General features: G+C 71.6%; 25 protein-coding genes. 13 read left to right on the top strand and 12 right to left on the bottom strand.

What is annotated here, in order from left to right; translation table 11 throughout:
- Positions 1 to 56 precede the first annotated feature (56 nt).
- The 3 genes from panB to EOT10_RS11645 all read left to right on the top strand — a co-directional run bounded on the left by panB (position 57) and on the right by EOT10_RS11645 (position 2,978).
- On the top strand, positions 57 to 968 hold the full coding sequence (gene panB, locus EOT10_RS11655; RefSeq protein ID WP_223280934.1) for a 3-methyl-2-oxobutanoate hydroxymethyltransferase: 912 nt from the start codon (positions 57 to 59) through the stop codon (positions 966 to 968).
- Positions 969 to 1,131: 163 nt separating this feature from the next.
- Positions 1,132 to 2,157 (top strand): ATP-binding cassette domain-containing protein, encoded by a 1,026-nt coding sequence (locus EOT10_RS11650; protein ID WP_189491446.1) that lies wholly within the window; start codon positions 1,132 to 1,134, stop codon positions 2,155 to 2,157.
- On the top strand, positions 2,154 to 2,978 hold the full coding sequence (locus tag EOT10_RS11645; protein WP_127828046.1) for an ABC transporter permease: 825 nt from the start codon (positions 2,154 to 2,156) through the stop codon (positions 2,976 to 2,978). Before EOT10_RS11650 ends, EOT10_RS11645 begins: the two co-directional genes overlap by 4 nt.
- 34 nt (positions 2,979 to 3,012) lie before the next feature.
- On the opposite strand, the gene EOT10_RS11640 is transcribed toward EOT10_RS11645, so the two are convergent.
- Positions 3,013 to 6,294: an AfsR/SARP family transcriptional regulator gene (locus EOT10_RS11640; RefSeq protein WP_127828045.1), complete on the bottom strand. Its 3,282-nt coding sequence runs from the start codon at positions 6,292 to 6,294 to the stop codon at positions 3,013 to 3,015.
- Between the two features lie 174 nt (positions 6,295 to 6,468).
- On the opposite strand from EOT10_RS11640, the gene EOT10_RS11635 reads away from it, so the two are divergent.
- Positions 6,469 to 7,269 carry a site-2 protease family protein gene (locus EOT10_RS11635; protein WP_127828044.1) on the top strand — a complete coding sequence of 267 codons (801 nt, stop codon included), beginning with the start codon at positions 6,469 to 6,471 and terminating at the stop codon, positions 7,267 to 7,269.
- Here the strand turns inward: EOT10_RS11635 and EOT10_RS11630 are convergent.
- The 3 genes from EOT10_RS11630 to EOT10_RS11620 form a co-directional block, all read right to left on the bottom strand.
- Positions 7,259 to 7,468, bottom strand: a complete 210-nt coding sequence (locus tag EOT10_RS11630) for a hypothetical protein (protein WP_127828043.1) — start codon at positions 7,466 to 7,468, stop codon at positions 7,259 to 7,261. The two genes, EOT10_RS11635 and EOT10_RS11630, sit on opposite strands and share 11 nt — an antisense overlap.
- 64 nt (positions 7,469 to 7,532) lie before the next feature.
- Positions 7,533 to 8,249, bottom strand: coding sequence for an NADPH-dependent F420 reductase (gene npdG / locus EOT10_RS11625; RefSeq protein ID WP_127828042.1), 717 nt, complete (start codon positions 8,247 to 8,249; stop codon positions 7,533 to 7,535).
- Between the two features lie 9 nt (positions 8,250 to 8,258).
- Positions 8,259 to 9,302, bottom strand: a complete 1,044-nt coding sequence (locus tag EOT10_RS11620; RefSeq protein WP_223280933.1) for a sialidase family protein — start codon at positions 9,300 to 9,302, stop codon at positions 8,259 to 8,261.
- Positions 9,303 to 9,381: 79 nt separating this feature from the next.
- Here EOT10_RS11620 and EOT10_RS11615 point away from each other — a divergent pair, with 79 nt between their 5' ends.
- Entirely contained in the window at positions 9,382 to 9,981 is a 600-nt protein-coding gene (locus EOT10_RS11615) for a hypothetical protein (protein WP_127828040.1), read from the top strand.
- A gap of 258 nt (positions 9,982 to 10,239) precedes the next feature.
- On the opposite strand, the gene EOT10_RS11610 is transcribed toward EOT10_RS11615, so the two are convergent.
- A complete protein-coding gene (locus tag EOT10_RS11610) occupies positions 10,240 to 10,470 on the bottom strand; it encodes a hypothetical protein (protein WP_127828039.1) in 231 nt (76 codons plus the stop codon).
- A gap of 58 nt (positions 10,471 to 10,528) precedes the next feature.
- Between EOT10_RS11610 and map the strand changes: the two genes are divergently transcribed.
- Together map and EOT10_RS11600 are read left to right on the top strand one after the other, a co-directional pair.
- Positions 10,529 to 11,386, top strand: coding sequence for a type I methionyl aminopeptidase (gene map, locus EOT10_RS11605; RefSeq protein ID WP_127828038.1), 858 nt, complete (start codon positions 10,529 to 10,531; stop codon positions 11,384 to 11,386).
- 147 nt (positions 11,387 to 11,533) lie between these two features.
- Positions 11,534 to 12,184 carry a biliverdin-producing heme oxygenase gene (locus tag EOT10_RS11600; protein WP_127828037.1) on the top strand — a complete coding sequence of 217 codons (651 nt, stop codon included), beginning with the start codon at positions 11,534 to 11,536 and terminating at the stop codon, positions 12,182 to 12,184.
- Here EOT10_RS11600 and EOT10_RS11595 read toward each other — a convergent pair whose 3' ends face one another.
- Positions 12,185 to 12,826, bottom strand: coding sequence for a PhzF family phenazine biosynthesis protein (locus EOT10_RS11595; RefSeq protein WP_127828036.1), 642 nt, complete (start codon positions 12,824 to 12,826; stop codon positions 12,185 to 12,187). It abuts the gene before it with no gap.
- 186 nt (positions 12,827 to 13,012) lie between these two features.
- Here EOT10_RS11595 and efeO point away from each other — a divergent pair, with 186 nt between their 5' ends.
- The 4 genes from efeO (at position 13,013) to EOT10_RS11575 (ending at position 17,384) form a co-directional block, all read left to right on the top strand.
- Positions 13,013 to 14,170, top strand: coding sequence for an iron uptake system protein EfeO (gene efeO, locus EOT10_RS11590; protein WP_127828035.1), 1,158 nt, complete (start codon positions 13,013 to 13,015; stop codon positions 14,168 to 14,170).
- Between the two features lie 30 nt (positions 14,171 to 14,200).
- A complete protein-coding gene (gene efeB / locus EOT10_RS11585) occupies positions 14,201 to 15,463 on the top strand; it encodes an iron uptake transporter deferrochelatase/peroxidase subunit (RefSeq protein WP_127828034.1) in 1,263 nt (420 codons plus the stop codon).
- A 7-nt stretch (positions 15,464 to 15,470) separates the two neighbouring features.
- Positions 15,471 to 16,328, top strand: a complete 858-nt coding sequence (gene efeU / locus EOT10_RS11580) for an iron uptake transporter permease EfeU (RefSeq protein ID WP_127828033.1) — start codon at positions 15,471 to 15,473, stop codon at positions 16,326 to 16,328.
- 69 nt (positions 16,329 to 16,397) lie between these two features.
- On the top strand, positions 16,398 to 17,384 hold the full coding sequence (locus EOT10_RS11575; RefSeq protein WP_223280932.1) for an SCO2278 family lipoprotein: 987 nt from the start codon (positions 16,398 to 16,400) through the stop codon (positions 17,382 to 17,384).
- Between the two features lie 49 nt (positions 17,385 to 17,433).
- Here the strand turns inward: EOT10_RS11575 and EOT10_RS11570 are convergent, their stop codons facing one another.
- A complete protein-coding gene (locus EOT10_RS11570) occupies positions 17,434 to 18,153 on the bottom strand; it encodes a bifunctional DNA primase/polymerase (RefSeq protein ID WP_127828032.1) in 720 nt (239 codons plus the stop codon).
- 180 nt (positions 18,154 to 18,333) lie between these two features.
- Between EOT10_RS11570 and EOT10_RS11565 the strand changes: the two genes are divergently transcribed.
- Positions 18,334 to 19,179: a glycerophosphodiester phosphodiesterase gene (locus EOT10_RS11565; protein WP_127828031.1), complete on the top strand. Its 846-nt coding sequence runs from the start codon at positions 18,334 to 18,336 to the stop codon at positions 19,177 to 19,179.
- Here EOT10_RS11565 and EOT10_RS11560 read toward each other — a convergent pair.
- From EOT10_RS11560 to EOT10_RS11545, 4 genes are all read right to left on the bottom strand, one after another.
- The gene (locus EOT10_RS11560) at positions 19,166 to 19,807 is read right to left on the bottom strand and encodes a TetR/AcrR family transcriptional regulator (protein WP_127828030.1); all 642 of its coding nucleotides are present in this window, start codon (positions 19,805 to 19,807) and stop codon (positions 19,166 to 19,168) included. The genes EOT10_RS11565 and EOT10_RS11560 overlap by 14 nt on opposite strands.
- 133 nt (positions 19,808 to 19,940) lie before the next feature.
- Positions 19,941 to 20,957 carry a small ribosomal subunit Rsm22 family protein gene (locus tag EOT10_RS11555; protein WP_127828029.1) on the bottom strand — a complete coding sequence of 339 codons (1,017 nt, stop codon included), beginning with the start codon at positions 20,955 to 20,957 and terminating at the stop codon, positions 19,941 to 19,943.
- A gap of 43 nt (positions 20,958 to 21,000) precedes the next feature.
- Positions 21,001 to 22,146, bottom strand: coding sequence for a serine hydrolase domain-containing protein (locus tag EOT10_RS11550; protein WP_127828028.1), 1,146 nt, complete (start codon positions 22,144 to 22,146; stop codon positions 21,001 to 21,003).
- Positions 22,134 to 23,486, bottom strand: a complete 1,353-nt coding sequence (locus EOT10_RS11545; protein ID WP_189491443.1) for a multidrug effflux MFS transporter — start codon at positions 23,484 to 23,486, stop codon at positions 22,134 to 22,136. Before EOT10_RS11545 ends, EOT10_RS11550 begins: the two co-directional genes overlap by 13 nt.
- A 130-nt stretch (positions 23,487 to 23,616) precedes the next feature.
- Here EOT10_RS11545 and EOT10_RS11540 point away from each other — a divergent pair, with 130 nt between their 5' ends.
- A complete protein-coding gene (locus EOT10_RS11540; RefSeq protein WP_127828026.1) occupies positions 23,617 to 24,390 on the top strand; it encodes an SDR family oxidoreductase in 774 nt (257 codons plus the stop codon).
- 297 nt (positions 24,391 to 24,687) lie between these two features.
- On the opposite strand, the gene EOT10_RS11535 is transcribed toward EOT10_RS11540, so the two are convergent.
- Positions 24,688 to 25,011 (bottom strand): nuclear transport factor 2 family protein, encoded by a 324-nt coding sequence (locus EOT10_RS11535; protein WP_127828025.1) that lies wholly within the window; start codon positions 25,009 to 25,011, stop codon positions 24,688 to 24,690.
- Between the last annotated feature and the right edge of the window lie 148 nt (positions 25,012 to 25,159).

The following is a 25,159-nucleotide window of genomic DNA, read 5'->3' as shown; positions in this document are numbered from 1 at the left end:
GAGGCGATCCGGGGACGCCGTGAGGGCGCCTCGAGACAACAGAAGGAGCCGTTGCGATGACGCAGCTTTCGGCTGCCCAGAACAGCCCCGAGAACCCGCAGAGCGCGCAGCCCACGCAGAGCAACTCCGACAGCAGCCATGGCAGCAAGGCGCTGTACGGAGGCAAGAGCTCCCGGCGTGTCACGGTGCGCGACATCGCGCTCGCCAAGGAGCGCGGCGAGAAGTGGCCGATGCTCACCGCGTACGACGCGATGACCGCGTCCGTCTTCGACGAGGCCGGCATCCCGGTCATGCTCGTCGGCGACTCCGCGGGCAACTGTCACCTCGGCTACGAGACCACCGTGCCCGTCACCCTCGACGAGATGACGATGCTCTCGGCCGCCGTCGTACGGGGCACCAAGCGCGCCCTCGTCGTCGGCGACCTCCCCTTCGGCTCGTACCAGGAGGGCCCCGTCCAGGCCCTGCGGTCCGCGACGCGCCTGGTCAAGGAGGCCGGGGTCGGCGCCGTGAAGCTGGAGGGCGGCGAGCGTTCGCTGGCCCAGACCGAGCTGCTCGTGCAGTCCGGCATCCCCGTGATGTCCCACCTGGGCCTCACCCCGCAGTCCGTGAACACCATGGGGTACCGCGTCCAGGGCCGCGGGGACGAGGACGCGCACCGGCTGCTGCGGGACGCCAAGGCCGCGCAGGACGCCGGCGCGTTCGCCGTCGTCCTCGAACTGGTCCCGGCCGAGCTGGCCGCCGAGGTCACCCGGTCCCTGCACATCCCGACCGTCGGCATCGGCGCGGGCCCGGACTGCGACGCCCAGGTCCTCGTCTGGACGGACATGCTCGGCCTCACCGGCGGCAAGATGCCGCGCTTCGTGAAGCAGTACGCGGATCTGCGCGGCGTCATGGGCGAGGCGGCGAAGGCGTTCGCCCAGGACGTGGTCGGCGGAACGTTCCCCTCGGAGGAGCACTCGGTCCACTAGGGCGTGTCCGGCGGATCAGGGTCGGACACACCCTGGGACCGCTCGGCCTCACGGCCACAACTGAACCAATGCGGCACCACGGCAGCCCGTCGATCTTCCCCCGTCGGCGGGCTGTCGGCCGCCTGTCGGCGGATTGTCGGTGGCGGCTGGCACCTTGTTCGGCATGACGCGAATCGACAAGAAGCCCAGCGACGGCCCGGCCGCCGTCACGGTGCGGGGGCTGGTCAAGCACTACGGCGAGACCAAGGCGCTGGACGGCGTGGACCTGGACGTGCGCGAGGGCACGGTCATGGGCGTGCTCGGTCCGAACGGCGCGGGCAAGACCACCCTCGTCCGCTGCCTGTCCACCCTCATCACCCCCGACTCCGGCTCGGCGTTCGTCGCCGGGTACGACGTGGTGAAGCAGCCCCGGCAGCTGCGCCGCGTGATAGGCCTGACCGGCCAGTACGCCGCGGTCGACGAGAAGCTCTCCGGCCGCGAGAACCTGTACATGATCGGCCGCCTCCTCGATCTGTCCCGCAAGGACGCCCGCGCCCGCGCCGACGCCCTCCTGGAGCGGTTCTCGCTCACCGAGGCGGCCACGCGCCCGGCGAAGACGTACTCCGGAGGCATGCGCCGCCGGCTCGACCTCGCCGCGTCGATGATCGGCAGCCCCTCCGTGCTCTACCTGGACGAGCCGACGACCGGCCTCGACCCGCGCACCCGCAACGAGGTGTGGACCGAGGTCCAGCGCATGGTCGGCGACGGTGTCACCGTCCTGCTCACCACCCAGTACATGGAGGAGGCCGAGCAGCTCGCCTCCGAGCTGACGGTCATCGACCGGGGCAAGGTCATCGCGAGCGGCGCCATCGACGACCTGAAGGCGAGGGTCGGCGGCCGCACCCTGCGCATCCGCCCGGCCGACCCCCTGGAGCTGCGCCCGCTGGCCACCGCGCTCGACGACATGGGCCTCACCGGCCTCGCCACGTCGACGGTGGACACCGAGGCCGGCGCCGTGCTGGTGCCGATCCTCAGCGACGAACAGCTCACCGCCGTGGTCGGCGCGGTCACCGCGCGCGGCATCACGATCGGCTCGATCTCCACCGAACTGCCCAGCCTGGACGAGGTGTTCCTGTCCATCACCGGCCAGAAGGCCAGTGCCCCGCAGGACGACACCCGCTCCGCCGACCTCGAAGGAGCCTCCGTATGAGTGCCGCCACGCTGGCACCGCCCCTCAAGGGCGACGCGGACGCGCGCATCAGCCTGCGCTCCCACATCCGTCACACCGGCGCGCTGGTGCGCCGCAACCTGCTGTGGATCCGTCAGGACCCCGAGTCGATGTTCGACGCGGTCATGATGCCGATCGTCTTCACGCTCCTGTTCGTGTACGTCTTCGGCGGCTCGATCGGGCAGGCGCTCGGCGGCGGTCAGGACCAGTACGTGCAGTACGTGGTCCCCGGCATGATGGCGATGATGAGCATGAACATCGCCATGGCCGTCGGCACCGGCTTCAACCAGGACTTCCAGAACGGCATCATGGACCGCTTCCGCACCCTGCCGATCGGCCAGGGTTCGGTGCTCTTCGCCAAGATCGTGGTGGAGCTGATGCGGCTGCTCATCGCGACGACAATCATGATGATCGTCGGTGTCCTGGTGGGCTTCGACATCACGAACTGGGGCGGCCTGCTCGCCGCCGTGGGCCTGAGCGCGCTGTTCGGCACGTCCATCATGTGGATCTTCCTGGTCCTCGGCGTCACGATGAAGAGCGCCCAGTCCGTGCAGGCCATGGGCTTCCTGGTGCTGTTCCCGCTGCAGTTCGGCTCGTCGATCTTCGCGCCGACACAGTCGATGCCGGGCTGGCTCCAGGCCTTCACCGACTACAACCCGCTGTCCACGCTCGCGGACTCCGCGCGCGGCCTGATGGTGGGCGGCCCGGCCGCGCACGACGTGTGGGTGACGGTGATCTGGGCCGCGGCCCTCACGCTCGTGATGGCTCCGATCGCGATCCACAAGTTCCGTACAAAGAGCTGACGTTCACGGGGGCCGGCGCCGTCCCGTGCACGGGTCAGTCGCGGTAGCGGTCCACCAGGGCGGTGGCCTCGTCGAGAGACAGGCCGCCGCCCTCGGCGTACGCGGCCTCGTACGCGCGGTCGCCGAGGACCGCGCGGATCGCGGCCTCGGCGGACTCGCGGGCGTCACGCTCCAGATAGGACCGCACATGCCCGGGCGGCAGCTGCCCGTCGGCCGCTCCCACGAGGCGGCCCGCGTCGCGGGCGTCGGCGGCCTCGCCGCTCAGGCTCAGGGCGCGGCCCGCGGTGACCAGGTGCAGGGCGGGCATGTGCGGGGCGATCACCACGGACAGCGGGTCGCGCGCCAGCTCCAGGGCGTGGGCGGCGCGGGCGAGTGCCTTGCGCGCGTGGCCGTCCGCCGAGTCGAGCCAGGCGTGCATCCCGGCGATGAACCCCCGGAAGACGACGAAGTTCATCGCCTTGAACTCCTCCTGGAGGAGCCGCAGTTGCTCCCGGGCCTCGGCGATGCGGCCGGTGGCGCCGTACCGCCCGGCCAGGAACATGCGGGCGGCCGGCCAGGCCTCGTTCGCGTGGCGCTTGTCGGGGTCGAGGATGCCGCGCAGGAGCGCCTCGCCGCGCTCGCCGTCGCCCTCCTCGATCAGGGCCTGCCCGAGCCGCGCGTTCAGGAGGGCGACCTGCGCCTGGGCGCCGAGGAGTTCGGCGCCCTCGATGGCGGCCGCGTAGTCCGCCGCCGCCTCCGTGTACGCGCCCTTGCGTTCATGGGCCTCGCCGCGCGCGGACAGTGCCTCGGCGACCCCCCACTGGTCGCCGAGCCGGGTGAACAGGTCGAGGGCCTCGTCCGCGTCCCGGACGGCGTCGCCCGACCGGTCGCTGCGGTTGGCGAGGATGTTGGCCCGCAGCTGGAGGGTGAGGGCCAGCTCCCAGGTGTAGCCGAGCTCGCGGCAGGTCTTCACGGTGATGTCGGCGAGGTCCCACAGCCCGTCGATGTCGCCGCTCATCATCACCGCGTAGAACCAGAGGTTGCCCGGCGGGCGGCAGGTCTGCGGGAGGCCGGGGCGGTACGCCTGCGCGATGGCCCGCAGCTTCCCCTCACCCTCCTCGCTCTGCCAGGTCTCCATCTCCATGTCCATGTAGGCGAGCCGCAGCAGATGGACCTCGCGGCGCGCCTCCACGAGGAGTTCGCCGCGCAGCGGGGGCGGGTTGTCGGTGCAGCGCTCGTGGAGCGGGGGCGCGGGCGCGGCGGGCGGGGCGAAGGGATCGGGGCCGAGCGCGACGGTCTCGCGCGCCCAGTTACGCGCGTCGACACGCAGGTCACGCATCTGCCAGAACCAGGCGAGCGACAGCACCAGGGACAGCGCCTCCTGCTCGTCCCGCGCGGCGGTGGCGTGCCGCAGGGCTGTGCGCAGGTTCTCGTACTCGCGTTCCAGGAGGGCGATCGCGGCGCGCTGCCCGTGGCCGCGCAGCTGCGGGTCGGTGGTGCGGGCCAGCTCGCGGTAGTACGTGAGGTGGGCGCGGTCGGCGCCCGCCCGGTCACCGGCCTCGTCGAGCCGGTCACCTGCGTACTCGGCGACGGTCTCCAGGAGCCGGTACCGCATGCCGCCGTCGGTGCCTTCTCCGCCCCAAGGGGCCGCCACGACAAGGGACTTGTCGACGAGTGAGCCGATCGCGTCGAGCGCGCCGGGCCCGCACACGGCCTCGGCCGCGGCCAGGTCGCAGCCGCCGCTGAACACGGAGAGCCGGCGCAGGACGGTCCGCTCCCCCTCGTCGAGGAGGTCCCAGGACCAGTCGACGACGGCTCGCAGCGTCTGCTGCCGGGGCAGGACCGTGCGGGCTCCGGAGGTGAGCAGCCGGAAGCGGTCGTCGAGGCGGTCGGCGATCTGTCGCGGGGTGAGCATGCGCAGCCGGGCGGCCGCGAGCTCGATGGCGAGGGGCAGCCCGTCGAGGCGCCGGCAGATCTCGGCGGCGGCCCGCTCGTCGTCCTCGACCCGGAACCCCGGCCGGACGGCCGCGCCCCGCTCACCGAGGAGCCGCAGCGCGAACGGTTCCGGCAGCGGCTCCACGGGGTGCAGCAACTCCCCCGGTACGCCCAGGGGTTCACGGCTCGTCGCGAGCACGGTCACGCCAGGGCACCGGCCGAGGAGTTGCTCCGTGAGGCGGGCGGCGGCGTCGACGACGTGCTCGCAGTTGTCGAGGACGATCAGCATGCGGCGGCGCGCGCAGTGCTCGGTGAGCCGGACGACCGGGTCGTCGCCGTGCCGGTCGGAGGCGGCCCGCAGCTCCTCGGCGCCGGCGCCGCGCAGCACGGTCTCCCGGGCTCCCAGCGCGGTGACGACGGCCTCCGGCACGGCGTCGGGATCCTCCACGGGCGCGAGCTCCACGAACCACACGCCGTCCGGCACGTCCATGCCCTCGGCGGCCTCCTGGGACAGCCGGGTCTTGCCCGCGCCGCCCGGCCCGAGCAGCGTCACGAGCCGCTCCCGGGCGAGCTCCTCGCGGATCGCCTCCATGTCGTCGGTCCGGCCGACGAAGGAGGTGAGGCGGGCACGGAGGTTGCCGGGGGCGGCGGGGCGGCTGCCGCCGGGGGCCGGTGCGGGGGCGGACGGGCTCAGCAGGCCGACGTGCAGTGCCTGGAGCTCCGGCCCTGGGTCGGTCCCGAGCCGCTCCGCGAGCATCACGCGTACCCCCTCGTACGCGGCCAGGGCCTCCGCCGGGCGCCCGGCGTCGCGCAGGGCGCGCAGCCGCAGCGCCTGGAGCGGCTCGTCCAGCGGACGCGCGTCACACAGCGCCGTCAGCTCGGGCAGCGCGGCCTCGGCCCGGCCCAGCGCCAGGGACGCGGCCAGGCGGGTGCGGCGGGCGTCCAGGTGCAGGGCCTCCCAGCGGGCGGCGTCCGCCGAACGGTCCGGCAGGTCGGCGAGCGCCGGATCGTGCCACAGCGCCAGCGCGTCGTCGAGGACGGCGGCCGCCTTGCCGGGATCCCCGTCGGCCAGCGCCCCCACGCCGTCCCCGACGAGCCGCTCGAAGCGGAACAGGTCGATGTCCTCGCGAGCGGCCGCAAGGCGGTAGCCACCGTCCAGGGAGTGCACGGCGTCGGCCCCGATCGCCCGGCGCAGCCGCCCGACGAGAGCCTGGAGCGCGCCGGCGACATCGGCGGGCGGATCCGCGCCCCACACCTCCTCCGCCAGGACCTGCGGCGGGACGGTCCGGCCGGGCCGCAGCGCCAGCACCGTGAGCAGGGCACGCAGGCGCGCCCCGCCGACGGGGACGGCCGTGCCGTCGTCGCGGAGTACCTGTGTGGAACCGAGGATGCGGTAGCGCACCGGCCCATTGTCCCCGTACAGGGCGCCTGTCCGCTCCTGGGTTTCGGCAACGGGGGATCCCCGGAACCCAGGACACTCCTTGAAGCGTTTCCCTGACACCGCACCGGCGATACGGTCGTCCCTTCGCCTTCACGACCCAGCTCAGCCAACGGCACCACGTAGGAGCCCTTCTCCATGACCACCGCTGCCACCCGTCACAGCGATCGCCGGATCAGCCCCGTCTTCCTCGGCATCGCCGCCGTCACCGCGGTCTCCGGCTGGGCGGTGTGGACGGACTTCGCCGCGCAGCCCGGCCTCGCCGTCTTCCTGTTCGTGACGGGCGCCTGGGTCGTCTCCCTGTGCCTCCACGAGTACGCGCACGCACGGACGGCGCTGCACAGCGGGGACATCTCGATCGGCGCGAAGGGCTATCTGACCCTCAACCCTCTCGCCTACACGCACGCCCTGCTGAGCATCGTGCTCCCGGTCATCTTCGTGATCATGGGCGGGATCGGGCTGCCCGGTGGCGCGGTGTTCATCGAGCGGGGCCGGATCCGGGGGCGCTGGCGGCACAGCCTGATCTCTGCGGCCGGACCGCTGACGAACGTGCTGTTCGCGGTCGTGTGCACCGCGCCGTTCTGGCTGCACGCGCTCGACGGCGTGCCCGACACGTTCCGCTACGCGCTGGGCTTCCTGGCTCTCCTCCAGGTGACCGCGGCCATTCTCAACTTCCTCCCCGTCCCCGGCCTCGACGGCTACGGCGTGATCGAGCCGTGGCTGCCCCAGGGGGTACGGCGTCAGATGGAGCCGTTCGCGCAGTTCGGCCTACTGGCCATCTTCGCCGTCCTGTGGATCCCGGGGGTGAACCAGGTGTTCTTCGACATGGTCCACGCCATCATGCGCGCCCTGGGTGTCACCGAGTGGGACACGTACTGGGGGCAGCAGTTCTACCGCTTCTGGCAGGGCACTCCCGAGATCCCCGTAGTCACGCAGTAGCGGTCGGGCCGGCTGCCGCCTCCGCCTTCGCCTGCTTCTCGATCTTCGCCCGGCGCACGTAGTACCAGGTCATGTTCGAGGTGAGCCCGGCGAGCAGCACCCAGACGATGCCCAGCAGGCTGCCCTGCGCGAAGGCGACGACGGCGGCTGCCACGGAGAGGACGCAGACGACGAGGGCGTACAGAGCGAGGCGGGGCATGGGGGGTGGCTCCTGTCGGACGGAAAGTCGTACGCCAACCAGTGTCCCCCACGCCCGCGCGTGCCTATACGTCGGTCACGCGCAGACCCGCGTGTGCCTTGTAGCGGCGGTTCACCGAGATCAGGTTGGCGACCAGCGACTCCACCTGGTGCGCGTTGCGCAGCCGCCCCGCGAACACTCCTCGCATACCGGGGATGCGGCCGGCCAGCGCCTGGACGATCTCCACGTCCGCCCGCTCCTCGCCGAGCACCATCACATCGGTGTCGATCTCGTCGATCGACTCGTCCTGGAGAAGAACCGCCGACAAGTGATGGAACGCGGCCGCCACCCGCGCCTCAGGCAGCAGCACCGCCGCCTGCTCCGCGGCGCTCCCCTCCTCCGGCTTCAGGGCGTAGGCACCCTTCTTGTCGAACCCGAGAGGGTTGACGCAGTCGACGACGAGCTTGCCCGCGAGGTCCTCGCGCAGCGACTCCAGCGTCTTGCCGTGGCCCTCCCACGGGACGGCGACGATCACGATGTCGCTGCGGCGGGCGCACTCCGCGTTGTCCGCGCCCTCGACTCCCAGGCCCAGCTCGTCCGCCGCGGCCTGCGCGCGCTCCGCCGCCCTGGATCCGATGATCACCTTCTGGCCCGCGCGGGCCAGCCGGTAGGCGAGGCCCCGTCCCTGATCGCCCGTGCCGCCGAGCACGCCCACGACGAGGCCGGATACGTCGGGAAGATCCCAGGGGTCCTTGGCGGGGACCTTGGCGGGAGGCGTCTGCACACTGTCTGTAGAGGTCATACCGTGACCCTACTCAGCCGTACCCGCCGTCAGAAGTACGACGGGGATCCGCCGGAACGTGATGCTCTCGTACGCGCTGAAGTCTCCGGTCTCGTACAGCAGTCCGACGGTACCCCCGTCCACACGGACCAGGTCCGAGTAGGCGGCCGGCCTCCCGTCCACGGTGTACGCCACACGCCAAGTCACCCCATCGTCACAGCTCGCCCGTACGGCCATCCGCGCCCTGCGCACAGGGTCCGCCGGGCCCGCGTACAACAAAATCCCCTCCGCCACGAGCAGGCTTCCCTGCACCACCGGTCCGACGAGGCCGGCCTGTGGGCGGAACGCCGTCACCAGCGTCTCCCCGCCGTCCTTAGAGCGGGCGTCCAAGCGGGTTCCTGGTGCAGATGACTGCTCTCTGGCATTGAAGTAGAGCCCCCCGTCGGGCAGTTCCGCCACCGTGGTCTCGTTCACATTCCTGCCATCGACCACATACCCGAGCCGCCAGGATCTGCCCCGGTCGTCGCTCAGCAGGCAGTGACCACCGTCGGAGGACGGGAATGAGTGGTTCGCCGGGATGACCAGCCGCCCGGCCGTCGTCTGGACAGCGTGGCCCGGGCCGGTCGCGTACCAGCGCCAGTCCGGGCGCTTCACCTGCTCCGTGATCTCCCTCGCCGGCGACCAGGTCAGCCCGTCGTCGTCGCTGTGCACCACCCAGACCCTGCGGCCCTCCTCGGGAGGGATCTCGCCCCGCCTGATGGCCGTCTCGGTGGCTCCGGCGGCGTTGCGTACGTGGACCACCAGGACCCGGCCCGTGTCCAGGACCACCGGCGCGGGGTTGCCCGCCAGGTCGTCCCGGTTCGCGGCCACCACATGGAGCGGGCCCCAGCTTCGGCCTCCGTCCGTGGATCTCTTCAGGACGATGTCGATGTTCCCGGAGTCCTCACGCGAGCCGACGCGCCCCTCGCAGAACGCGAGCAGAACGCCGGACGGAGTGGCGACGACGGCAGGAATCCGGAAGCTCGCGTATCCGTCGTGGCCTTCAAGAAAAGGAACAGACGTTTCGGTCGGCATCTGTGTCCCCTCCCCGCTCCGGGGGAATTCCGGGTGAACTCGGCCTGACGAGTCAACTGTTGAGGCAGGATGCGCAGGCATGGACGCCGTACGGGTCGCACTGCTGCGGGAAGTGCTCGCCGGAACCGAGTGGCTGGGCGAGACGCGCCGCTTCGCGGGGGCGTTGCGGACGTCCGTCGTGCCGCATGGGGGTGGGCTGCTGCTCGTCGGGACGCCGGAGTACGAGCCGTGGCATCTCGCGGCGCATCTGGTGGACGAGGCCGCGTGGTCCGGGATGCCGGAGCTGTCGCCGACGCTGGTGCGGCATGGTGCGGGCGAGGGGGATCCGGCGCATCTCGCGGTGGGTCTCGGGCGGGTGGAGGCGGCCCGGCGGGGTGAGACCTTGCTGGTAGTGGCGCCGGGGGCGCCGGGTGAGATGCTGCTGGAGCGAGTACATGACGCTCGCCGCGCCGGGGCCACGGTGCTCGCGCTGTCGGCGAGTGACCGTGACCTGCATGCGATGGCGCATGAGGCGCTTGTTCCTGGGCCGGATCTTGATCTCGACACGGCGCAGCATCTGGTGAGTGCGGCGGCGGGTGAGAATCCCGTCGCTACGGGGCGGGGGCCGAGGCGGCGCTTCCGTGACAGGTTGTCCCGGCTGGCCGACCAGCTGACGTCACCGCCGCCTGGCGGCTGGTAATGGGGCCGGAGAGAGCCAGCCCCACCGGCCACCAGGCCGCGCACGAGACGGGAGGGGCCGTGGGGGCATGTGCGCGCGGAGCCACCAGCACCACGCGCACGGGACGCGAACCCCACGTAAACCCGTAGAACAGCGAGCACGTACATGCCCCCGCGGCCCCGCACCCAAAAACGCAACGGCCCCTACAGCCGGCAGAGCCCACGAAACAGAAGCGACCCACCCACCACTCGGTCAGACTGAGCGCCGGTGGGGACGGTGTCACGTCTCGTCGTCGTTCCGGGCCTTGGCGTCGTGCCACTTCGGGTCGGACTCCCACTCGAGGTTGCGTTCGCGGGCCGTGTCCATCGCGTGTTCGGCCTCGGTACGCGTCGCGTACGGGCCGAAACGGTCCTTGTTGGGGCACTCGGGCCCTTCCTCGACCTTCTGGTGTTCCAGGCAGTAGTACCACTCGCCGGGCTTCCCGACGGTCCGCTTCTTGAACAGGGCCATCTGCGGCTCCTCTCGCCATGACCATGGTCCCCCACGGCCGCTGGATACACTCGCTGGTATGTCTGGCCAGTCGCTGCTCGTACCAGGGGAGCTCTCTCCCACTCGTTCCGTACCCGGAAACATCCGGCGTCCCGAGTACGTGGGCAAGCCCGCCCCGACGCCGTACAAGGGACCGGAGATCCAGACCCCCGAGACGGTCGAGGCGATGCGTCTCGCGGGGCGTATCGCCGCCCAGGCCATGGCCGAGGCCGCCAAGGCCATCGCGCCGGGCGTGACCACGGACGAGCTCGACCGGATCGCTCACGAGTTCATGTGCGACCACGGCGCGTACCCCTCGACCCTGGGCTACCGCAACTTCCCGAAGTCGCTGTGCACGTCGGTCAACGAGGTCATCTGCCACGGGATCCCCGACTCGACCGTCCTGAACGACGGCGACATCGTGAATCTTGATGTGACCGCGTACATCGGCGGCGTCCACGGGGACAACAACGCCACTTACCTGGTGGGTGATGTCGACGAAGAGTCCCGGCTCCTCGTCGAGCGAACCCGTGAGTCGCTCAACCGCGCCATCAAGGCCGTCCGGCCGGGACGTCAGATCAACATCATCGGGCGCGTCATCGAGTCGTACGCGAAGCGGTTCGGGTACGGCGTCGTGCGCGACTTCACCGGGCACGGCATCAACTCGTCGTTCCACTCGGGGCTGATCATTCCGCACTACGACAGCCCCCACGCGACCACGGTGATCCAGCCGGGGATGACCTTCACCATCGAGCCCATGCTGACGCTCGGCACCCATGAGTACGACATGTGGGACGACGGGTGGACCGTGGTGACCAAGGACCGGAAGCGGACTGCTCAGTTCGAGCACACCCTCGTTGTCACGGACACCGGCGCGGACATTCTGACGCTGCCATAAGGCGTCTCCGCTTTGCAGGCCCGCCCCCGACCACAGGCCCGCCCCCGACCAGGGGCGGGCCTTTTATGTTGCCTTGATCGTGGTTCGGGGTAGCGTTTTACCGACAGCACGTCGGTAACCTGTCGCACCTTGATGCGCGGAGGCCTCATGGACACGCCGTTCTCCACCCTGATCCGCACCGCCTCGCACGAGCAGCACGCCGAGGCGGAGAGCACCACGTTCATGAGTGATCTTCTGGGTGGGGCCCTGGGCGTGGACGCCTATGCCCGCTACACGGAGCAACTGTGGTTCGTCTACAGGGCGTTGGAGGGTACGGCCGGTCCACTAGCGAGTTCACCTGTGACCGCTCCGTTCATCCGGCCCGAGTTGTTCCGACTCCCCGAGATCGAGCGGGATCTCGCACACCTACGGGGCGAGAACTGGCGCGCCAGGCTCTCCGCCCTGCCCGCCACCCAGGCGTACGCCGATCGCGTCGCGGAGTGCGCCCAGAGTTGGCCCGGGGGGTACGTGGCCCACCACTACACCCGGTATCTGGGGGACCTCTCCGGCGGGCAGGTCATCCGCGACAAGGCGGAGAAGGCGTGGGGGTTCACCCGGAAGGGTGACGGCGTGCGGTTCTACGTCTTCGAAGGCATCGAGAATCCCGCCGCCTTCAAACGGAGTTACCGCGAGCTGCTTGACGGCGTGCGTGTGGACGAGCTGGAGAAGCAGCGCATCGTGGGTGAGTGCAAGCTCGCCTTCGCCCTGAACACCGACGTGTTCAAGGCGCTGGGCGAGGAGTTCAGCAGCGCAGCCTGATCAGGCGAGTCGCACACGGCCGCCCACCTCGATCAGGCCCGCCGGCTGAGGTGCCGTGAGGATCTGGGAGCCGCGGCCCTGCGTGATGTTCAGGGCACGCCCCAGTTCCGCCGTGAGCAGCAGCGCCGCCGCGCCCGTCGCCTCGTCCTCCGTGATCCCGTCGCCCCGGCCCGGGAACCCGCGCGCCCGCACCCGGCCCGCCGCCACGTCCTCCCACGCCCAGGCGTAGATCCATTCGCCGGGCGCGGGAACAGGGAGGGCGTTCACCACTGCTGGTGATGCGTACGTTTTCAACGTCCTCGAGGGGGCCCATTCCGGGCGCGCCTCGATCCAGGTGAACTCGCCGTCGAGCCGCGTACCGACGACGCCGGCGGGCGTGACCAGCTCCGGCACATCGAGCAGCCAGGCCACTCCTACGCAGGGGTGGCCCGCGAAGGGCAGCCTCAGGGTCGGCGTGTAGATGTCGATGACGCCGCGTTCGGGGTCGTCCACGAACACCGTCTCGCTGAAGCCCAGTTTCGCCGCCAGGGCCTGCCGGTCCTCGCGGTCGGGGATGTCGGTGCCGTCGCGCACCACCCCCAGTTCGTTGCCGTGGTCGCCCCGAGGTCCACAGAACACGCGCAGCACGTCGTAGTCCGTCACTCCGGCAGTTAATCACTCGGGCTCAAGGGCGGGCAGTTCACCCCTTATCAGACTTTCCTGCACCCCTGCCCGCTATGAGGCCACCCGGTGAGAGCTGAATCACGGGACCCCCGGGTAGCACTGAGGTAAGCCTCGGTTAAGTTAGGTCTGCCTCACTCACCTGTTGCGAAACGTCTTGGAGCCCGCATGCGAGCCGTCCGACTCACAGTTGTCACCGCCGCCGCCACCGCGGCGACCCTGGCCGCCGTCACGGGCTGCACCCAGAAGAGCGATGCCAAGGCCGGCGGCGACCACGTCATCCAGGTCACGGCGACGGACGACAAGTGCGAGGTCTCGAAGACCGAGTTCCCGGCCGGGCACGTCGAGCTGTCGATCGAGAACAAGGGCTCCAAGGTCACCGAGGTCTACGTCCTCTTCCCGGACGACCGCATCGTCAGTGAGCGCGAGAACATCGGCCCCGGCACGAAGCAGAAGCTCACCGCCGAGGTCAAGGCCGGCTCGTACGAGATCGCCTGCAAGCCCGGCATGAAGGGCGCCGGCGTCCGGCAGAAGGTCACCGTCACCGGCGGCAAGAGCGTCAAGCGTGACGCCCGCCTGGACAAGGCCGTCGCCGACTACCGCACGTACGTGGAACAGCAGGCCGAGGACACGCTGCCCAAGGCCAAGACGTTCACGGACGCCGTGCGCAAGGGCGACCTGAAGGCCGCTCAGGCCGCGTACGCGCCGTCCCGTATCGGCTGGGAGCGCACCGAGCCCGTCGCCGAGTCCTTCGGTGACATCGACCCGAAGGTCGACGTCCGGGAGGACGGCCTGGAGGCCGGGCAGGACCCGAAGACCGACTGGACCGGCTGGCACCGCCTGGAGAAGGCGCTGTGGCAGGACAAGAAGATCGGCTCCAGGGAGAAGGAGCTGGCCGGCCGGCTCGACAAGGACCTCAAGGACTGGCAGGAGCGGGTCGGCAAGGCGGAGATCACGCCGACCTCCATGGCCAACGGTGCCAAGGAGCTCCTCGACGAGGTCGCGACCGGCAAGGTCACCGGCGAGGAAGAGCGCTACTCGCACACCGACCTCGTCGACTTCAAGGGCAACGTCGAGGGCGCCGAGAAGGCGTACGACCTGCTCAAGCCCGTCGCCGCGGAGAACGACCCCGCGCTGGCGAAGGAGCTCGACAAGCAGTTCGCCGCTCTGGACAAGCTGCTCGACAAGTACCGGGGCGACAAGGGCTCCTACGAGTTCACCTCGTACGACAAGGTCGGCAAGGCGGACCGCAAGGAGCTGTCGGACGCGGTCAACGCGCTCGCCGAGCCGCTGTCCCACCTCGCCGCCGCCGTCGTCGTCAAGTAATCGTCCGGGTACGCAGGTAAGGGGTCAGGCATGACGGACACCACGAGCGAGAGCGCCAACTCTCGTACGACTTCCCGGCGTTCGCTGCTCGCCATGGGCGGGGCCGGGCTGGTCGTCGGTGCCGCCGCGGCCGGCGGCGCCGTCGCCGTGACGCGCTCGGGTGACGAACCGCAGCCCGTCGCGGACACGGGGGGCGCGGTCGCGTTCCACGGCGCGCATCAGGCCGGCATCGCCACCGGCGTCCAGGACCGGCTGCACTTCGCCGCGTTCGACGTGAAGACGGACGACCGTGACGAGTTCGTGCAGCTCCTGAAGGACTGGACGAAGGCCGCGGCCAGGATGACGGAGGGGCGCGTCATCGGTGACGGCGCGTACGGCGGGCTGCCGGAGGCGCCTCCGGACGACACCGGCGAGGCCCTGGGGCTCAAGCCGTCCCGGCTCACCCTCACCATCGGCTTCGGCCCGTCCCTGTTCGAGAAGTTCGGACTGGCCGACAAGCGCCCGGAGGCCCTGGTCGACCTGCCGAAGTTCCCGGGCGACAATCTCGACAAGGCCCGCAGCGACGGGGATCTGTGCATTCAGGCCTGCGCCGACGATCCCCAGATCGCGGTGCACGCCATCCGTAATCTCGCCAGGATCGGCTTCGGCAAGGTCGCCGTCCGCTGGTCCCAGCTCGGGTTCGGCAAGACGTCGTCGACGACGCCGGACGCGCAGACCCCGCGCAACCTGTTCGGCTTCAAGGACGGCACCCGCAACATCGCCGGCACCGAGAGGGAGGCTCTCGACCAGCACGTCTGGGCGGGCGCCGGTGACGGCCCCGCGTGGATGACCGGCGGTTCCTACCTCGTGGCGCGGCGCATCCGCATGAACATCGAGACGTGGGACCGTACGTCGCTGTCCGAGCAGGAGGACGTCTTCGGGCGTGACAAGGGCGAGGGCGCCCCGGTCGGCAAGGCCAAGGAGCACGACGCCGTGTTCCTGAAGGCCCTCAAGCCGACCTCGCACGTCCGCCTCGCGCACCCGGACTCCAACGGCGGCATCCGCATTCTGCGCCGGGGCTACTCCTTCACGGACGGCACCGACGGTCTCGGCAGGCTCGACGCGGGCCTGTTCTTCCTGGCTTATCAGCGCGACGTGCGCAAGGGGTTCATCCCGCTGCAGCGGTCCCTGTCGCGGCACGACGCACTCAACGAGTACATCCAGCACGTGGGTTCGGCAGTCTTCGCCGTCCCGCCCGGCGTCCGGGACTCGGGCGACTGGTGGGGCCGGGCGCTGTTCTCCAAGGAGGCATGAGGACACGATGTTCGGCAACTATCTGATCGGTCTGCGCGAGGGGCTCGAGGCCTCTCTCGTCGTCTGCATTCTGATCGCGTATCTGGTGAAGACGGAGCGGCGTGACGCGCTGCGTCCCATCTGGATCGGTATCGGTATCGCCGTCGCCGTGGCGCTCGGTTTCGGGTTCGCGCTGACCTTCGGCTCGCAGGAGCTGTCGTTCGAGGCGCAGGAGGCGCTCGGCGGTTCGCTGTCGATCGTCGCCGTGGGTCTGGTGACCTGGATGGTCTTCTGGATGCGGCGCACCGCGCGGCATCTGAAGTCCGAGCTGCACGGCAAGCTGGACGCCGCCCTCCAGATGGGTACCGCCGCGCTGGTCGCGACGGCGTTCCTGGCCGTGGGGCGCGAGGGCCTGGAGACCGCCCTGTTCGTGTGGGCGTCGGTGCGCGCGTCGAACGACGGCACGCACGGGCCGCTGATCGGGGTCCTGCTGGGTCTGCTGACGTCGGTCGTCCTCGGCTGGCTGTTCTACCGGGGCGCCCTGAAGATCAACCTCGCGAAGTTCTTCACGTGGACCGGCGGCATGCTGGTGGTCGTGGCGGCGGGCGTGCTCGCGTACGGCGTGCACGACCTGCAGGAGGCGCAGTTCCTGGGCGGCCTGTCCAGCCTGGCGTTCGACATCAGCGCGACGATCCCGCCGGACAGCTGGTACGGGACGCTGCTGAAGGGCGTGTTCAACTTCCAGCCCGACCCGACCGTGCTTCAGGTCGTCGTCTGGCTGGCGTACTTGACCGTGACGCTCGCGGTGTTCTTCGCGCCGTCCGGTTTCCTGTCCCGGAAGGCGAAGGCCGGGGCGCCGGCGCCCCGCGAGTCCGCCGAAGCCTGATCCGGGCGCATCCGCCGCTCCCCTCCCCGATAGGGTTCGGGCCCGGGAAGGGGAAGGTGAAGAGAGTCGATGAGCAAGCTCCTCCGCAGGCCTGGTGGTCTCAGGAAGCCGGCCACCATGGTGGCCCTCGCGGCCGCGGTGGCGGTCACGGCGAGCGGGTGTGTGACGGTGCACGGGGAGCGGGAGGTCGTCCCGGCGGCCGGTAAGGCCGAGGCCGCCCGCGCCCTGAAGGACTTCACCACCGCGTACAACAAGGCCGACAAGGCGTACGACCGGTCTCTCGACGAGGACCATGTGACCGGTGCGCTCGGCGCGATCGACGCGGCGAAGCTGAAGGCCGGGCACGTCAACCACCCGGACGGCAACGCGAATCACACGCCGCTCGTCCTGTCGGACGCCCGGTTCTCGATCCCGAAGAAGGCGGGGTGGCCGCGCTGGTTCGTCGCGGACACCAAGGCCAATCGGGGCGGTGACTTCCGGTGGATGCTCGTCTTCACCCGGAGCGACGCGGGGCGGCCGTGGCAGGTGTCGTATCTGACGCTGATGTCCCCCGGGGACGTGCCCGAGCTGAAGAAGGACAAGGACGGCTGGGCGCAGCCCGTGACGGCGGACGACGCGGCTCTCGCGGTGGCGCCGGAGGATCTGAGCCGGTCGTACGCGACGTATCTCAAGGACGGCGGGAACGGTTTCGCACCGGGCCGGCACACGTCCGAGTGGCGGACGACGCGGGAGAGGACCGCGAGCCGCCCGGGTCTCGCCCGGCAGTACGTCGACGAGCCCCTGACGTCGGGGGACTACGCGCCGGTGGGTCTGCGCACCGCGGACGGCGGCGCGATGGTGTTCTTCGCGACGCATCACTACGAGAAGCAGACGGCGTCCAAGGGTCTCAGCATCACGGTCGACAACGAGAACGTGAAGGCGCTGATGACGGGCGACCTGAAGCAGTCGCTGACGCTGGAGCGGGTCTCGAACCAGGTGGCCGTCGACCCGGCGAAGGGCGGCGACGTGGACATACTGACGCGGCTCGAGGGCCTGACCGGCGCCAAGGGCAGCTGACCCGCCCCACCTCGCTCCGCCCCGCTCCGCCTCGCCCCGCGCGGCGCTGTCAGCCGCGCGAGGGCCAGGCCGCGGCCTGTTCGTCGCCGGCGAAGCGCGCGCAGGAGTCGGTGAGGACTTCGAGGAGCGTCAGCGGGTCGGGCAGCGGGTGTTCGAGGCCGCGTACCCAGTCGACGGAGCGCTCACCGGGCAGCCGGGCGGGCGGCACGAGTACGTACGAACCGCGGCAGTGCCAGCGCAGGCCGGGGTGCTCGTCCATGGTCTCGGGGTGGCAGTCAAGCTCGCAGGGCCACCACTCGTCCTCGTCCTCGGGGGTGCCGCGGGTGGCGGTGAAGAAGAGCATGCGGTCGCCGCCGGAATCGGCGACGGGGCCCACGTCGATCCCGGCGGCCAGGAGGCGTTCGAGCGCTTCGCGGCCGGCGTCCAGGGGGACGTCCAGGACGTCGTGGACCATTCCGGTCGCGGTGATGAAGTTGGCGAGGGGCTGGTGCTCGGCCCAGCGCTGGATCTGGGCGCGGTCCGTCGTGGACTGCGTCTGCCAGGCGAAGGAGACGGGGTGCCGGCCGGGCGTGGGACAGCCGATGCGGCTGCACGAACACCGGTAGTCGGAGGGGTACGCGGCGGGTGCGAGCGGCAGTCCCGCGGCGGCCGCGGCCAGGAGCAGCGCCTCGCGGCCGCCGTCGCCCTCGGCCTCCTTGGGGCGCCGGGCGCGCAGCCACTGGGAGATCCTGCCCTGTCCGCCGGACCGGCGGCCGTACTCCGCGCCCATCTATCCCCTCACCTCACCGTAGTACCGAGAAGCATCTCCCATGGTCGCACCATCCTGCGCCGCGGGGGGCCACAGTCCACATCCGGGGTACCCGGGGTGATGCCGAGCGATACGAGGCGCGGAGGACAATCGGGTGTCATTAGCTGCTTTGTGGTGATTTCCGCGCCTACGGTGGTCGGCATGGTCACACGGTCTGCGCTGTTGAGCCTCGGCGGGCTACTGGCCCTCGCCCCGTCGGTCCTCTCGCCGGTCGAGTGGGGTCCCGCCCCGCTGACCGTGGACAGCCTCCCCCGCGTCGCCCTGACGGCGCACCGCGGCGGCGCCCTGGAGGTCCCGGAGAACAGCATGTCGGGCCTGGCCGCCGCCTACGGACGCGGCACCGCGCAGGTCCTCGACTTCGACACCCGGATGCTGCGCGACGGCACGCTCGTGGTCCTGCACGATCCGACCCTGGACCGCACGACGTACGCCTCGGGCCCGGTCGACCGGATCGACGCGCGGCAGTGGGCGGCCGTGCGGCTGCGCCCCCGGGCCTCGCTGCCGGGCCGCTGGCGGTCGGAGCGGCTGCCGACGGTGGCGCAGGTGCTCGACCGTTTCGGCGGCCGCACCGTGCTGATGCTGGAGGCGAAGGACCCACGGAGCCTGGGCGGGCTCTCCGGGATGATCCACCGCCGGGGCCTGACCCGCTCCGTGTTCGTGAACTCCAACGACCCGGCCGTCGCCCTGCGCGCGCACCAGCTGGGCCTCACGGCGCAGCTGTGGCGCTCCGAGGAGCAGATGCGCACGGACCGTCCGGCGCGCTGGGCGCGGTTCGTCGACCTGCTCGACGTGGACTACCGGGCGCGCGACGCCGATCTCGTACGGGCCGTGCGGTCCGGGATCCCCCGGGTGTGGGCGCACACGGTGAACACGCCCCGGCAGCGGGACCGGGTGCTGCGGCTCGGCTGCGACGGCGTGATCTCGGACGCGCCGGGGCTGCTGGCCCGTACGCCGTCGGGGGCGGGCGCGCCGGTCAGCGCGGGCTGATCCCGTACAGGGCGTACTCGACGAGAGTGTCGGCGTAGGCGTGGTCCAGGGGGCCCGTGCCCTGGAGCCAGCGCTGGGCCAGCGGCGAGACGAACAGGTCGCGGGCGATGTACGGGTCGATCTCGGCGCGTACCTGGCCGGCGTCCTGGGCGGCGCGCAGCCGCCGCGCGTACAGCTCGAGGGAGGGCATGAGGAGCAGGCCGACGAACTCCTCGCCGAACGTGGGGTTGGCGACGCCCTCGGCGGCGAGGGCGCGGGCCGCGGCGTCGTAGCGGGGGTCGAGGAGCTCGTCGACGGTGGCGCGCAGGACCGTCTTGAGGTCGGCCTCCAGGTCACCGGTGTCCGGGATGCCGTCCGCCTCCGCCCAGCCCCCCTGACCGGCCGCCCCCTGCCCGGCCGCCTCCGCCGCCTGGACGCCGAGGTCGACGAACGCCTCCATCAGGACCTCGGCCTTGGAGGACCACCAGCGGTAGATCGTCTGCTTGCCGACGCCCGCGCGGGAGGCGATGCCCTCGATGGTGGTCCTGGGGTAGCCGACCTCGGCGACGAGGGCGAGCGCGGCCTCGTAGATCGCGCGGCGCGAGCGCTCGCTGCGGCGGTTGGAGTCGGGGGTGGTCTTCTGGGCCATGACCCGAATGTAGCAGCGGGCGAACCGAGACGTGTCGTCTCACTTGTGCGCAGGAACTGCGCCCCGCGTAAGGGGCGTGGGGAACTGCGCGATCAGCCCCCACCGTCCCGCGGACGAAAACCCGCACCCTCCCTTACTGGGCCGGAGGCCACCCGTCGCCCCAGTCCGCGTCGCGCGCGGCCCGGTACAGCGGCCCGTGCCGCTTCGTCACCGTCTCGCGGCCCAGGCCGCCCTCGGCCTCGCACAGATCCAGGAGCACCTGGCCCTTACGGATCTGCGGGCGGCGCACAATGCGCGCCGCCACAGGTTCGGGCACGAACCGCGTCGCGCACACATAGCTGAACTTCTCGTCCTCGTACGCCAGTGATCCGCCCTTGACCTGGCGGTGCAGCGACGACCTGCTGACCCGGGCGGAGAAGTGGCACCAGTCGGTGCCGGGCTCGATGGGGCAGGCGTCGCTGTGCGGGCAGGGCGCGGCGACGTGGAACCCGGCGTCGACGAGGCGCTGCCGGGCCTCGATGATCCGCTCGTAGCCGTCGGGGGTACCGGGCTCGACGACGACCACCGCGCCGTTCTCGCTCGCGGAGCGGGCCGCCGCGTCGACCACCGCGCGGCGGTCGTCCGGGGTCAGTTCCTTGAGGACGTACGACACCGTCACGAGATCGGTGCTCTCGATGGTGAGCGCCGCTCCGATACGAGAGCGCTGCCACTTCACGGACGCCAACCGGTGGCAGGAGGCGGCCAGTTCACGGCCGAGGGCGAGGGCGGGCTCGGCCCAGTCGAGGACCGTGACCGGGCGCTCGCCCGCCCACGTGTCGGCGGCGGCCCACACCGCGGCGCCCGTCCCGCCGCCCACGTCCACCTGGCTCCCGGGCGCCCAGCCCTGCGGCGCCGCGTCGGCGAGCGCGCCGAGCGCCGAGCGGACGGCCTCGAAGGTCGCCGGCATCCGGTACGCGGCGTAGGCGGCGACGTCGGCCCGGTCCCGCAGGATCGGCGCGTCCGTGGGGGTGCTCCCCCGGTAGCTCGCGATCAGCCGGTCGACGGCGCGCGCCGCCTGGGTGGGCGGCAGCCCGTCGAGCAGGCCCGCGAGCGCCGCACGCAGGGTGTCGGCCGGGGAGGCCGGCGAGTAAGGGGTCAGGGGGGCGTTCACCCCCTGATTCTACGGTCGCGCCGGGGGCCCGGAGGCAAGACGGCTACGCGCCCACGGCCCGCGCCAGACGCGTCGCCGCCGCCGCGCGCGGCCCGTTCCGCGGGGGCCTGCGGCGCGGGTGGACCGTGTTCGCGAGGAGGATCAGGAAGGTGTCCGTGGCGCGGTCGAGGACGACCGACGTGCCGGTGAAGCCGCAGTGGCCCGCCGCGCCGCGGCCCGCGAGCTCGCCCATGAACCACGGCTGGTCGATCCGGAAGCCGAGCCCGGGGGCCGTCAGCATCAGGTCGACATGGTCGGGGCCGAGGATGCGGGCGGTCCCGTACGAGCCTCCGTTGAGGAGGGCGCGGCACAGGACCGCGAGGTCGTGCGCCGTGGAGAAGAGACCCGCGTGGCCGGCGACCCCGCCGAGCGCCCAGGCGTTCTCGTCGTGGACGGCGCCGCGCACCAGGCCCCGGTCGGCCTTCGCCCAGGGCCGGCGCTGGTCCTCGGTGGCGGCGGCGCCGGGGCACGGGCCGAAGCCGGTCGCGGTCATGCCGAGGGGCCGGGTGATGCCGTCGCGTACGAGGACGTCGAGGGGGCGGCGCGCGACGCGTTCCAGTACGTGCTGGAGCAGCAGCATGTTGAGGTCGGAGTAGAGGTACGTGCCAGGCGGGGACGAGGGGGCCTCGGCGTGCAGGGCCGCGAGGCGTGACGCGTCGTCCGGGCAGTCGTAGAGCGGGAGTTCGGGGCGCAGGCCCGAGGTGTGGGTGAGGAGCCGGCGGATCGTGACGCCGTGCTCGGCGGCGGCGGTGAACTCGGGCACGTAGGAGCCGACCGGCGCGTCGAGGTCGAGGGCGCCGCGCTCCAGTTGCTGCACGGCGGCGACCGTCGTGAACAGCTTGGTGACCGACGCGAGGTCGAAGGGGGTGTCGGGGTGCATGGGGGTGCGGGCGGCCGGCGGGAGTTCGACGCCGCGGTCGGCCGTCTCGTCGTAGGCGAGGTACCGCTGCGCCCAGCCGGCCGCCTCGTGCGCGGCGACGACGGGGCCGCGGCCGGCGAGGACGACGGCGCCCGCGCACCAGGGGCGTGCCCCGCGCGGCAGTTCGCGTACGTCCTGGACGAGGTGGCGCAGCTCGTCGGGGTCGAGCCCGGCGCGTTCGGGGGTGCCGGGGCGCAGGCGCGGGGTGCTCTGCCTGTTCAGTCTGTCCACGGGGCCGCTGTCTCCTCCGGCGTCGGCTCGGTACCGCGGCGCCAGGGGCGGCACAGTCCCACGAAGCAGACGAGGGCCGCCAGCGCGCAGGCCAGTTGGACGACGGCCATCGGGACGGCGGTGTCCTCGCCCGCGACGCCGACGAGCGGTGAGGCGATCGCGCCGACCAGGAAGGAGGAGGTGCCGAGGAGCGCGGAGGCGGAGCCCGCGGCGTGCGGGGTGCGCATCAGGGCGAGGGCGTTGGTGTTGGGCAGGGTGAGGCCCATCGCCGACATGAGGACGAACAGGCCGGCCGCGACCGGGGCGAGGCCGACGTCACCGAGGGCGCCGGTCGCCATCAGCAGGAGCGCGGCGGCGGCGAGCGCGGTGATCACGAGGCCGGCGGCGAGTGCCTTGTCGAGGCTGACACGGCCGACGAGGAGCTTGCCGTTGATCTGGCCCACGGCGATCAGCCCGACGGAGTTGATGCCGAACAGGAGGCTGAAGGTCTGGGGCGAGGCGCCGAAGATTTCCTGCACCACGAACGGGGAGGCGCTGATGTAGGCGAACAGGGCGGCGAACGCGAAGCCGCCCGCGAGCAGGTAGCCGGTGAAGACGCGGTCGGCGAGGAGGCCGCGCATGGTGCGCAGTGCCTCGGCGGTGCCGCCGCCGTGCCGGCGCCCGGGGGCGAGCGTCTCGGGCAGGCCCTTCCACACGAGGGCGGTCAGCGCGATGCCGACGGCGGTGAGGACGACGAAGATGCCGCGCCAGTCCGTGATCCGCAGGACCTGGCCGCCGATCAGGGGCGCGACGATCGGGGCGACGCCGGAGATCAGCATGAGGGTGGAGAAGAAGCGGGCCATCTCCACGCCGTCGTACAGGTCGCGCACGACCGCTCGCGCGATCACGATGCCGGCGGCCCCGGCGAGGCCCTGGACCAGGCGGAAGCCGATGAGGAGCGGGGCGGTGGGGGCGAGGGCGCAGATTGCGGTGGCGGCGATGTAGACGAGGAGGCCGATGAGGAGGGGGCGTCTTCGGCCCCACTTGTCGCTCATCGGGCCGACCGCGAGCTGCCCGAGCGCCATGCCGGTGAGGCAGGCGGTGAGGGTGAGCTGGGCGGTGGCGGCCGAGGTGTGCAGCGCGCCGGTGACCTCCGGGAGCGCCGGGAGGTACATGTCCATGGACAACGGCGGTACGGCGGTGAGGCCGCCGAGGACGAGGGTGACGAGGAAGCCGGTGCGGCGGCGCGCGGTGAGCGCGGGTCCCGGGACGGGTGCGTCCGGCGCCTCGGGTGCGTCGGGCGCCTCGGGTATGCGTCGCGCATCGCGTGCGGACGCGTGCTCGCGGCCGTGGTCCGGCATGCGGTCCCCCTCTCGGTCGTCTATTCGATTGCCCATGCTCTCAGCTCGGCCGGCCCGCCTGGGCCCGGCGGTCTCCACATGGCGGAAGGGCGATCTCCCCGCACCCGGTCCTGCCGTACGCTCCGGGGCCATGAACGCTCAGCACAACGCCCCGGGCCGGCACGTACCGACCGCCGTGGTGACCGGCGCGGGCTCCGGAATCGGCCGGGCCGTCGCCCTCGAACTGCTCCGCGCGGGCTGGCGGGTGGCCCTCGCCGGCCGTCGCGCCGAGACCCTCGACGCGACGGCGGCCCTCGCCCCCGCCGCCGAGTCCCTGTCGGTGCCGACCGACGTCACGCGCCCCGACGACGTGGCCGCGCTCTTCACCGCGGTACGGGACCGGTTCGGGCGCCTGGACCTGCTCTTCAACAACGCGGGAACGTTCGGCCCCGCGGCCCCCGTCGAGGAACTGGACTACGAGTCCTGGCGGCAGGTCGTCGACACGAACCTCAACGGCGCGTTCCTGTGCGCGCAGGCGGCGTTTCGGCAGATGAAGGAGCAGGACCCGCAGGGCGGCCGGATCATCAACAACGGGTCCATCTCGGCGCACACGCCCCGGCCGCGCTCGACGGCGTACACGACGACGAAGCACGCGCTGACGGGGCTGACGAAGTCGCTCTCCCTGGACGGGCGTCCGTACCGGATCGCGTGCGGGCAGATCGACATCGGCAACGCGGCGACGGACATGACGGAGCGTATGCAGACCGGGATCCTCCAGGCGAACGGGTCGCTCGCCACGGAGCCGGTGATGGACGTCGCGGACGTGGCGCGCACGGTGCGTCACATGGCCGAGCTGCCGCTGGAGGCCAATGTCCAGTTCGCTACGGTCCTGGCGACGAACATGCCGTACATCGGGCGTGGTTGAGCCAAAGAATCTACACAAACGGAATGGGGCCTACCGGCACAATTCAGGGCAGTGCAGATCGTATGATCGACGCACCTCCACCGGAGCTTCACATTCGGAGGGTGAACCGCCACGGGCGTACTGCCACGGGCGTACTGCCACTGAGCCATCGCCAGAGGGGGGAACGCGGGCAACCGTTCCGCGGTCGACGGGTGGGGGAACCTGCCTCAGTACCGCAGGAAACGACCCGGGCCGCGGAGCGGTTGCCTGCACCACGAACGCCCCTTCGGGGGCGTTCGGCGGGTGTGCGGTCGGGGCCTACGCCTGGCCGGTCTCGAAGCGGGTGACCTTGCCCCCGTCCACGGTGAACTGCCACTTCGTCCGCATCTCGCCCCAGGCGTCGTTGCGGTAGAGGGCCGTCAGGGCGAGGCCGTGCGCGTACTCCTTCTCGATCTCCATGTGCCCGTTGGAGTCGAAGATCTCGCGGCCGGTCCACTCGTCGACGTCCCGGTCCGACCCGTCGTCGGCCATCGTCGCGCCGGGCGCGAGGACGGCCCGGAAGGCCTCCCGGTCATGGGCGTTCACCGCGGTCACGAAGGCCCGGACGGCCGGGTCGCTGAGCTTCGCTGTCTGGATGGGCATGACGTCTCGTCTCTCCTTCCGGCGCTACGGTGCCGGGCCTTCCGGTCGTACGTCGCCGGGCTGCGGGGCGACAGGCCCCTCGGCCCGGCCCCCGGGCCAGACTCACCCCGCGGCCCCGGGCCCGCCACCCGGCCCGCCACCCGAACGG

Source organism: Streptomyces antnestii (genome assembly GCF_004005495.1).
In the GTDB taxonomy this organism is placed as follows: domain Bacteria; phylum Actinomycetota; class Actinomycetes; order Streptomycetales; family Streptomycetaceae; genus Streptomyces; species Streptomyces antnestii.
This window is presented reverse-complemented; position numbering and strand designations above follow the sequence as displayed.